Raw genomic sequence first — 14178 nt, forward strand, 5'->3', positions numbered from 1 at the left:
TTTTTTGGCTATTTTAATAGATGCTCTCCAAATCTGAAAAAAATAAATTAATTTCTTTTTCTATTTTGTTTTTCTCTTCGATTAATATTTTTTTATTTTTTTCTCTAAATTCTTTATTTGAATAAAAAATAGGATAAGATATACTTATTGCAGCAATGATTTTATGATTGTGTTCTATATTTATAGCCATGCATTCAATTTGAGGATTCATTTCTCCACTTTCCAACGCCACTTTTTCTTTTTTAATTTTTTTTATTTGTTCATATAATTCATCTATATTTTTTAAGGTATTTTGAGTTATTTTTTCAAAATTTTTAGGATAAAGCATTGTTAATTCATTTTTTGTTTTATTTGATAATAAAGCTTTACCTAGAGAAGTTGCATAAGCGGGATATGAAGTTCCTATAAAAGATTTTAGTTGTATTTGATCATTAGCATCTAACTTTTCTAAGTAAAGAACGTTATTTTCCTTTAAAATACCCATTTGACAAGTTAAATTTGTTAAATCTCTAATATTTTTCATATGTTTTTTAATGAGTTCAAAGATGCTATTTTTATATTTCATATTACAGCTTAACTCTAAAATTTTAAAATCTAAAGAATAACTTTTATTGCTTAAATTGCATTTTATATATTTTTGTTTTTGTAAAGTTTGCAAAATAGGCGAGAGTGTTCCCGCTGGAATATTTAATTTTTTAGCTATTAGACTTAATGTAAGCTGTTCTTTTGAGTTGGCAATTAATTCTAAAATTTTTATAACTCTAAGAGTAGGTTGATGCATAAAATTATCCTTTTAACGATTGCATTTTATTTATAAATTTTATCACATTTTTTACTTTTGGTAACACAAAACATTTTTTTTGATTTATTTTACAATTTGTATTTCCAAGACAAAAGCCTATTTTAAGAGATAAATATAAAATAATTATGTTTTTTATCCCTTGATTTTTTTTAAATAATTTTGTTATATTTTTTGTATATAAATAAATTTTTGTATATACAAAAAATATAAGGAGATAAAATGGGAATTTTAAAAGGGACATTACCAGCTCTGCTTACGCCTTATTCTAGTGATGGAATGATTAATGAAAAAGAATTTATTCGCTATTGTGAATTTGGAATTGATAAAGGTTTAGATGGATTATTTTGTAATGGTAGTGCAGGTGACTCTCAAGCCTTAAGTATTGAGGCACAGGTTCAATTAATGAAACTTAGCAAAGATGCTTCTAAGGGTAGAGTACCTATTATTACAGGTATTACTTCAAGTGTTTATAAAAATACCATTGTTTTATCAGAGGAAGCTTATAGGTTAGGACTTGATGCGCTTTTGCTCGCTATGCCTTATTATTACAAATTTGATGAAGAGACTCTTTTTGAATATATCAAAGATTTAGCCTTAAAAGTCAAACTTCCTTTGTATATTTATAATATTCCGCTTTTTGCACCCGCTTTAAGTTTAAACCTTATAGAAAAAATTTCAAAACTTAACAATATAGCAGGTATTAAAGATAGTAGTGGAGATGCTTTGCTTTTAAATCACATTCTGGATATGGTGCCCAAAAATTTCGATGTTTTTGTAGGAAGAGAAGAAATTTATGCAGAAGCCTTATTTTTAGGAGCTAAAGGTTCTATGACAAGTATCGGAGGAATTTTTCCAGAACTTATGAGTGAAATTTATAAAACAATGAATGACAAAAAATATGAAAGAGCACTGTTGATACAAAAGAGTCTTTTAAAGGTTATAAGATTTGGGATGAGTATCTCTTTTCCTATGGGATTTGCTTTATTGCTAAAGGCTAGAGGATTTGAATTTTCAAATGCAACCATACACCCTTTATCATCTTCAACTAAAGAAAAATTAGATATGTGTTTTGATAAAGCTAAAGAATTGATTAAAACTTTGGAAAAAGAAACAGATATAAGGCTATAAAAGGTTTGATATGAAAATAAAAAGTTTTCTTGAAAAAACACCAGGTGGAATGATGCTTATACCTATGCTTATTGGTGCTATTATTCATACTTTTTGGCCAGATATTTTAGCTTATTTTGGCCCTTTTACTAATGCTTTAGGAGCTGGATCTACGGTAATTATAGCAGTTTGGTTTGTCGGTATTGGAGCGAGTATAAAATTAAAAGCTACTCCAAAAGTACTTAAAAAATCTGGAGTTTTATTGGTAACTAAAATGTTTGCAGCGTATATAGCTTGTATGATTGTTCAAAGATTAATCCCACAAGGTATGATCACTGAAGGTTTATTTATAGGTTTTAGTGCTTTAGCTGTTGTGGCAGCTATGGATATGACTAATGCAGGATTATATACGGCTTTAACTAAACAATACGGAACAACAGAAGAAGCTGGGGCAAGTTTGCTTTTGATGATAGAAAGTGGTCCTTTATTTACTATGGTAGTTTTAGGTACAACAGGGCTTGCTAGCTTTCCTATACAAAATTTTATAGGCTTGGTTTTACCATTTTTATTAGGGTTTATTTTAGGAAATTTGGATGAAGATTTTAGGGTATTTTTGACTAAATTAAATGAGCCTATGATCATATTTTTAGGCTTTTCTTTAGGAAGTACCATTAACCTTCATTCTATTTATGAAGCTGGAATAGCTGGGATTATTTTAGCTTTTTCTGTCATTATTTTTACGGGTTTTTTTCTGATTTTATCAGACATATTTTTAGCTAAAGGAAATGGAACAGCCGGAATTGCTGCATCTAGTACAGCAGGTGCAGCAGCAGCAACTCCTATGCTTATAGCACAACTTTATCCTGAACTTAAAGAACAAGCAAAATACGCAACAGTGCTTGTGAGCACTTGTGTAGTAATCACTGCTTTTATAGTGCCAATTTTAACTTCATATTATGCTAAATGGGCCAAAACACATATAAGGAGATAAATTTATGAAAAGCTTTATTATAGTGAGTGAAAAAGATAATGTAGCCACTGCTTTACGCAATTTTAAAAAAGGAGAAGAGGTGGCAAATGTAAGACTTAAGAATGATATTGCTAGTGGGCACAAATTTGCACTTAAAGATATCAAAGCTAATGAAGCGGTTGTTAAGTATGCAGAGATTATTGCAAGTGCAAATTGTGATATTAAGGCTGGAGAATGGGTGCATATTCATAATATATCTGGTATCCGAGGACGTGGCGATAAGGAGTAAAGCAATGAAAATTATGGGTTATAGAAGAGAAGATGGTAAATTAGGATTGAGGAATAAAGTTATGATTATACCTAGTGTGCATTGTGCTAATAAAGTGTGTGAAAATATAGCTAAACAATGTCAAGGATCAGTTTATATTAATCATCAGCATGGTTGTTCTCAGCTTGAATTTGATGCTTTGCAAACTAGAGACGTTTTAATAGGTCATGGTACAAATGCTAATGTTTTTGGAGTTTTAATTGTTGGACTTGGTTGTGAAGTGATACAAGCTAAAGTAGTGGCTGAAAAAATTAAACAAACAACTCCTTATAAAAAGGTTGAGTATTTAGTAATACAAGAATGTGGCGGTAGCAAAAATACGATAGACAAAGGTGTAAAAATAGTTAATGATATGTTTAAAGCTGCTTCAAATTTGCAAAAAAGTGAAGGTGATTTTAGTGATTTAATTTTGGGAACAGAATGTGGAGGGAGCGATAGTTATAGCGGGCTTAGTGCTAATCCTGCTTTAGGTAGTTTAAGCGATTTTATTATTGATCAAGGTGGTGCTGTAATTTTAGCCGAGACAACTGAGCTTATAGGATGTGAAGCTATATTGGCAAAAAGAGCTAAAAATGATGAAATAGCAAAAAAAGTATATGAGAAAATCTTGGGTTATGAAAATTTAGTTAAATCTTTTCATGCTGATATTCGTGGAGCAAATCCAAGTCCAGGAAATATAGCAGGTGGGCTAAGCACTATAGAAGAAAAATCTTTAGGTTGTGTTTATAAAGCAGGAACTCGAACTTTAATGGATGTGATTGATTATGCAAAACCTGTAGTTTCTAAGGGGCTTACTTTTATGAATACTCCTGGAAATGATATTGAGCAATTAAGCGCTATGGTAGCTGGAGGAGCAAATATTTGTGTATTTACTACGGGTCGTGGAACACCTACAGGTTCTGCTATTACTCCTACGATTAAAATGAGTTCAAATACTTTTTGCTATAACAATATGAATGACGCTATCGATATTAATGCAGGGGATATTATAGATGGTAAAAAAACTAAAGAAGAGGTGCGAGATGAATTGATAAATTTAATCATACGGATTTCTAATGGAGAATTAGTAAAGGCAGAAATTAATGAACAAAATGATTTTTCTGTTTGGAGACTTGCTACAACTTGCTAATAAATATTATTTTGGCATGGTTTTTGATTAATAATAAGGAGAAGAAAATGGATTTAAAAATTAAAAATAAAGTTTGCATTATAACAGGGGGTGCTAAAGGCATCGGCTATGCAATTGCTAAATTATGGGCCCAAGAGGGTGGAATTTCTGTCGTTTTTTCAAGATCTATGCCAAAAGAGCATGATGAGGAATTAAAAAATTTATGTAAAAGTTATGAATTTTTTGAAATTGACTTAAAAAATTATGATCAAATTGAAGAGCTTGTAAAGAAGGTTGCTGCAAAATATAATGGAATTTACGCTCTTGTAAATAACGCAGGAGCAAATGATAACTTACATATTGAGAATACAAGTGTTCAAGATTTAATCAAATCTTATGAAAACAATCTTTTTCACTATTATGCAATGGCTAAAGAGTGTTTGCCTTATATTAAAAAAGAGCAAGGAAGTATTTTAAATATAGTTAGTAAAACAGGTATTACGGGTCAAGGTAGAACTAGTGCTTATGCATCAGCTAAGGCTGCACAAATTGGATTTACTAGAGAATGGGCTTGTGCCTTTGCTAAGGATAATGTTAGAGTAAATGCTATTGCTCCTGCTGAAGTGATGACTCCACTTTATGAAAAATGGTTACAAAATTTCCCTAATCCCAAAGCACAATATAAAAAAATTGCAAAAGCTATTCCCTTAGGACACCGTTTCACTACTGTAGAAGAAATTGCAAATACAGCTGTTTTTACCCTAAGTCCATTAGCTTCACATACTACGGGACAGATTTTAATTCCAGATGGAGGTTATATTCATTTAGATAGAGCTTTAAATTGGGATGAAGACTAAGATATAAGGATATCAAATGACTGATTCAAAAAATATTAAAATCGCAATCATTTTGGTAACTTCACTTTTCTTTTTATGGGGTGTAAGTTATGGACTTATAGATGTGATGAATAAAAATTTTCAAAATCACCTTCATATCACTCAGCATGAGAGTGGGTTTTTACAATTGGCTTATTTTGGAGCTTATTTTATTATCGCTTTACCTGCAGGCTATATAGCTAATAAATATTCTTACAAGGTAGGAATTATGTTTGGTTTGGCATTGTATGCTATAGGATCTTTGATGATTATACCTGCGACTAATTTAGCTTCTTTCCATTTGTTTTTATTTGCATTTTTTATCTTAGCTTGCGGTATAGGATCTTTAGAAGCTAGTGCAAATCCCTATATGGTAAAACTTGGAGATGAAAAAAATGCAAGTTTTAGAATCAATGCTGCTCAAAGTTTTAATGGTTTTGGACAATTTTTAGGACCTATTATCGGTGGAGCTTTATTTTTATCTATCACTAAGCAAGGACAAAGTGCCAGTAAAGAACAAATTGAAACCGCATTAGTGGAAAATATGGGAAATGTTCAGCTTGTGTATGTTGGAATTGCTGCTATTGTGATTTTAATCTTAATCGCTTTTGCCTTAAATAAAATTCCTGAAGGTTCGGCTGTAAATAGTGATTATAAACAAAAAGATTATTCTAAATCTATAGAGGTTTTTAAACATAGACATTTTAATTTAGGGCTTTTAGCGCAATTTTTATATATAGCAAATCAAGTTGCTGCTGGAGCATTTTTTATCAATTATGTAGTTGAACATAATGAAAATTTAAAGGATGAGCAAGGTGCTTATTATTTTTCTATAGCCTTAGTGGCATTTATGATAGGACGTATCGTCTCTACACCTTTAATGAAAAAAATTAAAGGAGAAAATATTTTAGGTATATATTCTTTAATAAATACCGTTTTATGTATAGGACTTTATTTTGTCCATGGTTTTTTAAGTATAGTTTTACTTATAGCCGTATTTTTTTTCATGTCTATTTCTTTTCCAACGATTTTTGCTATAGCGACAAAAAATTTACCTTTTAATCAAGTAAAATTAGGCGGATCTTTGCTTGTAATGAGTGTAGTTGGAGGAGCGATTATGCCTAGCATTGTGGGTTTAATTAATGATCATTATAATACAAGTATGGGATATTTGGCAATGGCGCCTTTATTTTTATATGTTGCTTGGTACGGATTTTTTGGTTCTAAAATAAAGGTTTAAAATGCAAAAGATTTTTGATACTCATTTACATCTTTGGAATTTGCAAGAATGTCCTATTTCTTGGGTTAATTCATACAAAGAATTGAATCAAAATTTTGATTTTAATCAAGCAATAAAAGAATATAAAGATTTTGAGTTTCTCGGTGCTATGTATGTTGAGACAAATAGTGATAATAAGGACAAAGAAGCTTTATTTGCTTTAAAATTAAAAAAGATTTATGGGTTAAAACTTTGCTTAGCAGATTTGAAACATAAAGAAGAAATTTGTGCTTTTAGAGAGGTTATGCACACGAGTTTTAAAGGTGCCAAAAGATTATTTGAAGTTGATTTTAAAGAGTTTATGAAAATTTTAGAAAAAGCACAAATAGTTTTTGAAGCTTGTTTAAAAAATAGCGAATTAACATTTTTAGAGAAATTTTTAAGAGAAAATTCAAATTTAAAAGTGGTTTTAGATCATATGGGGAATCCTGATATTAATTGTTTTGATGGTTATAAAAAAGATTTACAAAGATTAAAAAAATTTTCAAATTTCTATATCAAGCTTTCATCGCCAGATCATTTTTCGATGCAAACTTCTCAAGAATTTATGTTTGAGCTTTTCTCATTTTTGAAAGAAAATTTTAGTGAAGATAGATTTTTATTTGGCAGCAACTACCCAGTATCAAAATTAAATCCAAATAAATGGGCAAATTTGATTTTAAAAAGTGAAGTTTTTGAAAATTTAGATGCAATTTTTTATCAAAATGCTTTAAAAATTTATAAAGGAGGTTAAATGCAAAGGTATGGTCAAATCATAAAAATTAAAAAGGAGAAAATTCAAGAATATAAAGATCTCCATAAAAATCCTTACAAAGGAGTTTGTGAAATGATTAAGGAGTGCAATATACAAAATTATTCCATTTATCTTTTTGGAGAGTATTTGTTTGCATATTTTGAGTATATAGGAGCTGATTTTGAAGCGGATATGGCTAAAATGGCAAGGGATGAAAATACACAAAAATGGTGGAAAGTAACAGATCCTTGCCAAATATCTTTAGGCTATGCGGGACAAAAATGGCTTAACATGGAAGAAGTGTTTCATTTGGATTAAAAAGGAGAGATAATGACAACTTATTATAATTTTATTAATGGGGAATTTATTCCTCATGAGGGTGAATTTTTTGAAGTTTTAAATCCAGCAACTAAAGAAGTAATTTCAAAAGTTGCTAGTGCAAGTTTAGAAGATACTCAAAGAGCGATTGAAGCAGCTAAAAAAGCTCAAAAGTCTTGGGAGGCGAAACCAGCTATACAAAGAGCAAATCATTTAAAAGAATTAGCGAATTTGATACGAAAAAATGCCGATTTTTTAACCCATATCTTAATGCAAGAACAGGGAAAAACTAAAGATTTGGCTAGTATAGAAATTCATTTCACAGCCGATTATATAGATTATACAGCTGAATGGGCTAGAAGATATGAAGGTGAAATCATACAAAGTGATAGAGCTAATGAACATATATATCTGTACAAAAGTGCTATTGGGGTTGTTGGTGGAATTTTACCTTGGAATTTCCCATTTTTTCTAATAGCGAGAAAAATGGCTCCAGCCTTATTAACGGGAAATACTATTGTTATAAAACCAAGCAGTGAAACTCCAAACAATGCTTTTGAATTTGCAAAGCTTGTTTCACAAAGTTCTTTACCTAAAGGAGTGTTTAATTTGGTGGCTGGAAAGGGTAGTATAGTAGGACACGAATTATCAAGCAATAAAGATATAGGCATGGTAAGTCTTACAGGAAGCGTTGAGGCTGGAGTTAGGGTTATGGAAGCAGCGGCAAAAAATATTATAAAAGTTTCTTTAGAGCTTGGAGGAAAAGCACCTGCTATAGTATGCAAGGATGCAGATATTGATTTGGCTGTAGAGGCAATAAAAGCAAGTAGAATTTGTAACAATGGTCAAGTTTGCAATTGTGCTGAAAGAGCCTATATCCATAAAGATGTATATGATGAATTTGTAGATAAATTTGTAAAAGCTATGAGTAAGGTGAGTGTAGGAAATACACTCAAAGGAAATTTTGATATGGGTCCACTTGTCAATCAAGCGGGCGTGGATAATGCATTGGGAATGCTTGAACGTGCAAAAGCTAAAGGTGCCACCTTAGAGTGTGGTGGAAAAATAACTGATACAAGTGGATATTATTTTCCAGCTACTGTACTTACAAATGTTAAGCACGAGGATGAGATTATGCAAAAAGAAATTTTTGCTCCTATTTTACCTATTGCAAAATTTGACACATTAGATGAAGCGATTGATATGGCAAATGATTGTGAATATGGGCTTACAAGTTCTATTTATACCCAAAATTTAGATATAGCAATGAGGGCAAGCAGAGAAATTAAATTCGGAGAAACTTATATCAATCGTGAAAATTTTGAAGCAATGCAGGGTTTTCATGCAGGATTTAGAAAAAGTGGAATAGGAGGGGCTGATGGCAAACATGGTCTTGAAGAGTATTTAGCTACTCATGTAGTTTATTTACAATATAACACAGAAAAACAATAATTTATTTTTTTACCTTAATCTAATTGTATATTTTTGGATTAAGGTTTTTTGAAATTGAAAAATTTTGATTTATAGCTACAACTTTATTTTATTTGACACTAAAACAGAGAAAATACCTTAGTAAATAAAATAAAAGATAATTTTAATAAAAACTAAGCAAATTTTAGATACTATTCAAGGTTTATTACATTATTTTAAAGAAAGGAATTATTGTGCCAACCATAAATCAATTGGTTAGAAAAGAGCGTAAAAAAGTTTTAGAAAAATCTAAATCTCCAGCGCTTAAAAATTGTCCACAAAGAAGGGGAGTTTGCACTAGGGTTTATACAACAACTCCTAAAAAGCCAAACTCAGCGTTAAGAAAAGTTGCCAAAGTAAGACTTACTAGTGGCTTTGAAGTGATTAGCTATATCGGCGGTGAAGGTCACAATCTTCAAGAACATAGTATTGTTTTAGTGCGTGGTGGTAGGGTTAAAGACTTACCAGGTGTGAAATATCACATTGTACGTGGTGCGCTTGATACAGCAGGTGTTGCAAAAAGAACAGTTTCTCGTTCTAAATATGGTGCTAAGCGTCCTAAAGCAGGTGCTGCTAAGTAAAATTAAAGACAGACAAATCCGTTTGATTTGATTTTGTTTGAGTAAAATTAAAAATTTGAAGGAATAATAATGAGAAGAAGAAAAGCTCCGGTAAGAGAAGTTTTACCTGATCCGATTTATGGTAATAAAGTAATCACAAAATTTATTAATTCTTTAATGTATGATGGAAAAAAGAGTGTTGCAACAACTATAATGTATGGTGCTTTAGAAGCTATTGATAAAAAAGGTGGCGAAAAGAAAGGAATCGATATTTTTAATGAAGCTATTGAAAATATCAAACCTCTTTTAGAAGTTAAATCTCGTCGCGTAGGTGGTGCTACTTATCAAGTTCCAGTTGAAGTAAGACCTGCTAGACAGCAAGCTTTAGCTATTCGTTGGATCATTTCTTTTGCAAGAAAAAGAAGTGAAAGAACAATGATAGAAAAACTTGCAGGAGAGCTTTTAGATGCTGCTAACAGCAAAGGCGCTTCCTTTAAGAAAAAAGAAGATACTTATAAAATGGCTGAAGCAAATAAAGCATTTGCTCACTATCGTTGGTAAGAGAGGGATAAGATGTCAAGAACTACTCCTTTAAAAAAAGTTAGAAATATAGGGATTGCAGCACATATCGATGCTGGAAAAACAACAACAAGCGAAAGAATTCTTTTCTTCACTGGGATGAGTCATAAAATCGGCGAAGTGCATGATGGTGCTGCGACTATGGACTGGATGGAGCAAGAGAAAGAAAGAGGTATTACAATTACTTCTGCTGCGACAACTTGTTTTTGGAAAGATCATCAAATCAATCTTATTGACACTCCAGGCCACGTGGATTTTACCATTGAAGTTGAAAGATCAATGCGTGTTTTAGATGGCGCTGTAGCTGTTTTTTGTTCAGTTGGCGGGGTTCAACCTCAATCAGAAACTGTGTGGAGACAAGCAAATAAGTATGGGGTTCCAAGAATTGTTTTTGTTAATAAAATGGACAGAATCGGTGCTAATTTCTACAATGTAGAAGATCAAATTCGCAACCGTTTAAAAGCAAATCCAGTTCCACTTCAAATTCCAATTGGTGCTGAAGATAATTTTAAAGGTGTTATCGACCTTGTAACAATGAAAGCTTTGGTTTGGGAAGATGACACAAAACCAACAGATTATGTTGAAAAAGAAATTCCAGCAGAATTAAAAGAAAAAGCTGAAGAATATCGCACTAAGATGATAGAGGCAGTTTCTGAAACTTCTGATGAATTGATGGAAAAATATCTCGGCGGAGAAGAATTAACTCTTGAAGAAATCAAATCAGGAATTAAAGCTGGATGTTTAAGCCTTGCCATCGTTCCTATGCTTTGCGGAACGGCTTTTAAAAACAAAGGTGTTCAGCCTTTACTTGATGCGGTTGTAGCTTATTTACCAGCTCCTGATGAGGTAGCAAATATCAGAGGTGAATATGAAGATGGTACAGAAGTTTCTGTAAAATCAACTGATGATGGTGAATTTGCGGGACTTGCTTTTAAAATTATGACCGATCCATTTGTGGGACAACTTACTTTCGTGCGTGTTTATCGTGGTAGCTTAGAAAGTGGTTCTTATGCTTATAACTCTACAAAAGATAAAAAAGAAAGAATCGGTCGTTTATTAAAGATGCACTCAAATAAAAGAGAAGAAATTAAAGTTCTTTACGCAGGAGAGATTGGTGCTGTTGTAGGGCTTAAAGACACTTTAACAGGTGATACCTTAGCTAGCGAAAAAGATAAAGTTATTCTAGAGAGAATGGATTTTCCAGATCCTGTTATTTCTGTTGCCGTTGAGCCAAAAACCAAAGCAGATCAAGAAAAAATGTCTATAGCTTTAAATAAACTTGCACAAGAAGATCCAAGCTTTAGAGTTTCTACTGATGAAGAAAGTGGTCAAACTATTATTTCAGGTATGGGTGAACTTCACTTAGAAATTATCGTTGATCGTATGCTTCGTGAATTTAAAGTTGAAGCTGAAGTAGGCCAACCTCAAGTCGCTTATAGAGAGACAATTAGAAAAACAGTTGAACAAGAATACAAATACGCTAAACAATCAGGTGGTCGTGGTCAATATGGACATGTATTTTTACGTCTTGAACCACTTGAGCCAGGAAGTGGATATGAATTTGTTAATGATATCAAAGGTGGGGTGATTCCTAAAGAATATATTCCAGCTGTAGATAAAGGTATTCAAGAAGCTTTACAAAATGGTGTTTTAGCGGGATATCCTGTTGAGGATGTAAAAGTGACTGTTTATGATGGAAGTTACCACGAAGTGGATTCATCTGAAATGGCATTTAAACTTGCTGCTTCTATGGGTTTTAAAGAAGGAGCTAGAAAAGCAGGAGCTGTTATTTTAGAACCTATGATGAAGGTTGAAGTTGAAACTCCAGAAGAATATATGGGTGATGTAATAGGCGATTTAAATAAGCGTCGTGGTCAAGTAAATTCTATGGATGAAAGAGGCGGAAATAAAATCATCACAGCATTTTGTCCTTTAGCTGAAATGTTTGGCTACTCAACAGATCTTAGAAGTCAGACTCAAGGTCGTGCAACTTATTCTATGGAATTTGATCATTATGATGAAGTTCCAAAAAATGTTTCTGAAGAAATTATCAAAAAGAGAAATGGTTAAAAATTAAAGCGGAAGTTTTTCTTCCGCTTTTTTGTCCTCGTAGCTCAGCTGGATAGAGCGCAAAATTCCTAATTTTGAGGCCGTGAGTTCGAATCTCGCCGTGGACACCATTTTAAATAAATCTATTATTTTCTTTCTTTAGCTTTTAATCAAATTTTTAGTAGAAGTTTTAATTAGGTATGATTGGTTGCGAAGGGGAGATTTGAACTCCCGACCTTCGGGTTATGAGCCCGACGAGCTAACCACTGCTCTACTTCGCGATAAGATATTTTTGGATGGGGTAAAGGGATTCGAACCCCTGAAATGACAGGACCAAAACCTGTTGCCTTACCGCTTGGCGATACCCCAATTTAAATAAGTATTTTGTGTAATATTTTTTAAGAGAGGAAATTATATTAAAATTTAATTTATTTGTCAAGCAAATAAAGCTATAATTTTTATAAAATTATAAAAATTGAGGAATAATAAATGAAATTTGTAAGCATTGAGCAAGCTATTGAGGACTTAAAACAAGGCAAAATGCTTGTAATGGTTGATGCAGAAGATAGAGAAAATGAAGGAGATTTGATTTTTCCTGCCCAATTTAGCACAAAAGAAAAGGTTAATTTTATGATCAAAGAGGCTAGGGGTGTTGTTTGTGTAGCACTTGGAGAGAAAATCGCTAAAAAATTTAACCTTCCTTTAATGGTGCCACAAAATACCTCCAATCACGAAACTGCTTTTACAATTACAGTAGATGCTAAAGAGGCTAAAACGGGTGTAAGTGCTTATGAACGTGATATGACTATAAAAATTTTTGCAGATGATGAGGCAAAAGCAGAAGATTTTGTTCGACCTGGTCATATTAATCCTTTAATCGCTAAAAGTGGAGGAGTGTTAGAAAGGACAGGGCATACAGAAGGGACTGTGGATCTTTGTCGTTTAGCGGGATTAAAAGAAGCTTGTGTGATTTGTGAAATTGTTAAAGATGATGGAGATATGGCTCGCAGAGAAGATTTAGAAAAATTTTGCGAAAAACATAATCTTAATATGATTGCGGTTTCTGATATTATAGAATACAGATTAAAACATGAAAGCCTTATTACCTTAAAAGAAAAAAGTGATAGCTTTTTAGCGGGTTTTAAAGCTGAAAAATTTGTTTTTACTGATCATAATCATATGCAACATATTGTATTTTCTTTTGGAGAAATTCAAAAATGCACCAATGTGAAATTTCATATCAGCGGAAGCGATTTTGAGCTTTTAACGTCGGATAAATTTTCAAAACTTTTAGAACAGATTAAATTTTTACATGAAAATAGTGGAGTGATTGTTTTCATGCAAGGAGAAAAATCAAGTGCAACTCAATTTAAAAATTATGGTATAGGGGCGCAAATTTTAAGATATTTTAAAATAGAAGAGATTAAGCTTTTATCTCAAAGTTGCGATAAGGACTATATAGGCTTAGAGGGTTTTGGGTTAAATCTTAAAGTCTGTAATTTTAATTAGAAAGGATAAAAATGACACTCAAAGAGCAAATTTTAAATGATATTAAAGAAGCGATGAAGCAAAAAAATGATTTCAAACGTGATGTTTTAAGGACTTTAAATGCGGCTTTAAAGCAATTTGAGATCGATCAAAGAATCACTCTTGATGATGAAAAAATATTTAAGATCATAATTGGCGAGATAAAAAAGAGAAAAGATGCGGTAGAACTTTATACTAAAGGCGGAAGAGAAGATTTGGCTCAAAAAGAAAATGATGAAATTGCCATTCTTGAAATTTATCTACCAAAACAATTAAGCGATGAAGAATTAAAATCAGCATTAAAAAAAATAATAGAAAAATTAGGGGTAAGTTCTTTAAAGGAGCAAGGGCTTGTTATGAAAGAAGCTAAGGAAGAATTTGGGGCAAGGGTTGATGGAAAAAGATTAAATGAAGTATTAAGAGAAATTTTAAATTAATTTTTTTTAAGATTGTGTAAAAAGTTAGTATTTAGA

The 14178-nt window shown here is 31.9% G+C and carries 15 protein-coding genes and 3 tRNA genes; 15 read left to right on the forward strand and 3 right to left on the reverse strand.

Translation table 11 applies throughout. The annotated features are described in order from the left end of the window. Positions 1-13: 13 nt before the first annotated feature. Entirely contained in the window at positions 14-781 is a 768-nt protein-coding gene (locus tag H2280_RS01985; protein ID WP_137623916.1) for an IclR family transcriptional regulator, read from the reverse strand. Between the two features lie 240 nt (positions 782-1021). Between H2280_RS01985 and H2280_RS01990 the strand changes: the two genes are divergently transcribed. The 13 genes from H2280_RS01990 (at position 1022) to H2280_RS02050 (ending at position 12309) form a co-directional block, all read left to right on the forward strand. Beyond that, complete coding sequence (locus tag H2280_RS01990) at positions 1022-1930, forward strand: dihydrodipicolinate synthase family protein (protein WP_137623917.1); 909 nt, start codon at positions 1022-1024, stop codon at positions 1928-1930. Positions 1931-1940: 10 nt separating this feature from the next. Beyond that, a complete protein-coding gene (locus tag H2280_RS01995; protein ID WP_337215514.1) occupies positions 1941-2900 on the forward strand; it encodes a 2-keto-3-deoxygluconate permease in 960 nt (319 codons plus the stop codon). A gap of 4 nt (positions 2901-2904) precedes the next feature. Beyond that, complete coding sequence (locus H2280_RS02000) at positions 2905-3168, forward strand: UxaA family hydrolase (protein ID WP_137623919.1); 264 nt, start codon at positions 2905-2907, stop codon at positions 3166-3168. Positions 3169-3172: 4 nt separating this feature from the next. Continuing rightward, positions 3173-4336 carry a UxaA family hydrolase gene (locus H2280_RS02005; RefSeq protein WP_337215515.1) on the forward strand — a complete coding sequence of 388 codons (1164 nt, stop codon included), beginning with the start codon at positions 3173-3175 and terminating at the stop codon, positions 4334-4336. A gap of 47 nt (positions 4337-4383) precedes the next feature. After that, complete coding sequence (locus H2280_RS02010) at positions 4384-5172, forward strand: SDR family oxidoreductase (protein WP_337215516.1); 789 nt, start codon at positions 4384-4386, stop codon at positions 5170-5172. Between the two features lie 16 nt (positions 5173-5188). Next, positions 5189-6430 (forward strand): L-fucose:H+ symporter permease, encoded by a 1242-nt coding sequence (fucP, locus tag H2280_RS02015; RefSeq protein ID WP_337215517.1) that lies wholly within the window; start codon positions 5189-5191, stop codon positions 6428-6430. A gap of 1 nt (position 6431) precedes the next feature. Continuing rightward, the gene (locus H2280_RS02020) at positions 6432-7202 is read left to right on the forward strand and encodes an amidohydrolase family protein (protein WP_337215518.1); all 771 of its coding nucleotides are present in this window, start codon (positions 6432-6434) and stop codon (positions 7200-7202) included. Continuing rightward, positions 7203-7520 carry an L-rhamnose mutarotase gene (locus tag H2280_RS02025; RefSeq protein WP_137622512.1) on the forward strand — a complete coding sequence of 106 codons (318 nt, stop codon included), beginning with the start codon at positions 7203-7205 and terminating at the stop codon, positions 7518-7520. Positions 7521-7532: 12 nt separating this feature from the next. Further along, positions 7533-8972 (forward strand): aldehyde dehydrogenase, encoded by a 1440-nt coding sequence (gene aldA, locus H2280_RS02030; RefSeq protein WP_337215519.1) that lies wholly within the window; start codon positions 7533-7535, stop codon positions 8970-8972. Positions 8973-9184: 212 nt separating this feature from the next. Beyond that, positions 9185-9571, forward strand: coding sequence for a 30S ribosomal protein S12 (gene rpsL, locus H2280_RS02035; RefSeq protein WP_002782934.1), 387 nt, complete (start codon positions 9185-9187; stop codon positions 9569-9571). A 69-nt stretch (positions 9572-9640) separates the two neighbouring features. Beyond that, a complete protein-coding gene (gene rpsG / locus H2280_RS02040) occupies positions 9641-10111 on the forward strand; it encodes a 30S ribosomal protein S7 (protein WP_137623925.1) in 471 nt (156 codons plus the stop codon). A 12-nt stretch (positions 10112-10123) separates the two neighbouring features. After that, positions 10124-12199, forward strand: coding sequence for an elongation factor G (gene fusA / locus H2280_RS02045; protein WP_137623926.1), 2076 nt, complete (start codon positions 10124-10126; stop codon positions 12197-12199). Between the two features lie 33 nt (positions 12200-12232). Continuing rightward, positions 12233-12309: transfer RNA gene (locus H2280_RS02050), tRNA-Arg, on the forward strand. 74 nt (positions 12310-12383) lie between these two features. Here the strand turns inward: H2280_RS02050 and H2280_RS02055 are convergent. Both H2280_RS02055 and H2280_RS02060 read right to left on the reverse strand, forming a co-directional pair. Beyond that, positions 12384-12459: transfer RNA gene (locus H2280_RS02055), tRNA-Met, on the reverse strand. 12 nt (positions 12460-12471) lie between these two features. After that, a tRNA-Gln gene (locus H2280_RS02060) sits at positions 12472-12547 on the reverse strand. A gap of 120 nt (positions 12548-12667) precedes the next feature. Between H2280_RS02060 and H2280_RS02065 the strand changes: the two genes are divergently transcribed. Both H2280_RS02065 and H2280_RS02070 read left to right on the forward strand, forming a co-directional pair. Continuing rightward, positions 12668-13687, forward strand: coding sequence for a bifunctional 3,4-dihydroxy-2-butanone 4-phosphate synthase/GTP cyclohydrolase II (locus tag H2280_RS02065; RefSeq protein WP_137623927.1), 1020 nt, complete (start codon positions 12668-12670; stop codon positions 13685-13687). A gap of 11 nt (positions 13688-13698) precedes the next feature. Beyond that, positions 13699-14142, forward strand: a complete 444-nt coding sequence (locus H2280_RS02070) for a GatB/YqeY domain-containing protein (protein WP_337195461.1) — start codon at positions 13699-13701, stop codon at positions 14140-14142. The last annotated feature ends 36 nt before the right edge of the window (positions 14143-14178 follow it).

It is taken from the genome of Campylobacter sp. 2457A (assembly GCF_020135895.1).
In the GTDB taxonomy this organism is placed as follows: Bacteria; Campylobacterota; Campylobacteria; order Campylobacterales; family Campylobacteraceae; genus Campylobacter_D; species Campylobacter_D taeniopygiae.

Bases quoted from the DNA above. Each gene is read 5' to 3' on its own strand.
- H2280_RS02020 (WP_337215518.1), top strand. From the start codon at position 6,432: ATGCAAAAGATTTTTGATACTCATTTACATCTTTGGAATTTGCAAGAA.
- aldA (WP_337215519.1), top strand. From the start codon at position 7,533: ATGACAACTTATTATAATTTTATTAATGGGGAATTTATTCCTCATGAG.
- fucP (WP_337215517.1), top strand. From the start codon at position 5,189: ATGACTGATTCAAAAAATATTAAAATCGCAATCATTTTGGTAACTTCA.
- H2280_RS02070 (WP_337195461.1), top strand. From the start codon at position 13,699: ATGACACTCAAAGAGCAAATTTTAAATGATATTAAAGAAGCGATGAAG.
- rpsG (WP_137623925.1), top strand. From the start codon at position 9,641: ATGAGAAGAAGAAAAGCTCCGGTAAGAGAAGTTTTACCTGATCCGATT.
- H2280_RS01995 (WP_337215514.1), top strand. From the start codon at position 1,941: ATGAAAATAAAAAGTTTTCTTGAAAAAACACCAGGTGGAATGATGCTT.
- H2280_RS01985 (WP_137623916.1), bottom strand. From the start codon at position 781: ATGCATCAACCTACTCTTAGAGTTATAAAAATTTTAGAATTAATTGCC.
- H2280_RS01990 (WP_137623917.1), top strand. From the start codon at position 1,022: ATGGGAATTTTAAAAGGGACATTACCAGCTCTGCTTACGCCTTATTCT.
- H2280_RS02000 (WP_137623919.1), top strand. From the start codon at position 2,905: ATGAAAAGCTTTATTATAGTGAGTGAAAAAGATAATGTAGCCACTGCT.
- H2280_RS02065 (WP_137623927.1), top strand. From the start codon at position 12,668: ATGAAATTTGTAAGCATTGAGCAAGCTATTGAGGACTTAAAACAAGGC.
- H2280_RS02025 (WP_137622512.1), top strand. From the start codon at position 7,203: ATGCAAAGGTATGGTCAAATCATAAAAATTAAAAAGGAGAAAATTCAA.
- H2280_RS02005 (WP_337215515.1), top strand. From the start codon at position 3,173: ATGAAAATTATGGGTTATAGAAGAGAAGATGGTAAATTAGGATTGAGG.
- fusA (WP_137623926.1), top strand. From the start codon at position 10,124: ATGTCAAGAACTACTCCTTTAAAAAAAGTTAGAAATATAGGGATTGCA.
- H2280_RS02010 (WP_337215516.1), top strand. From the start codon at position 4,384: ATGGATTTAAAAATTAAAAATAAAGTTTGCATTATAACAGGGGGTGCT.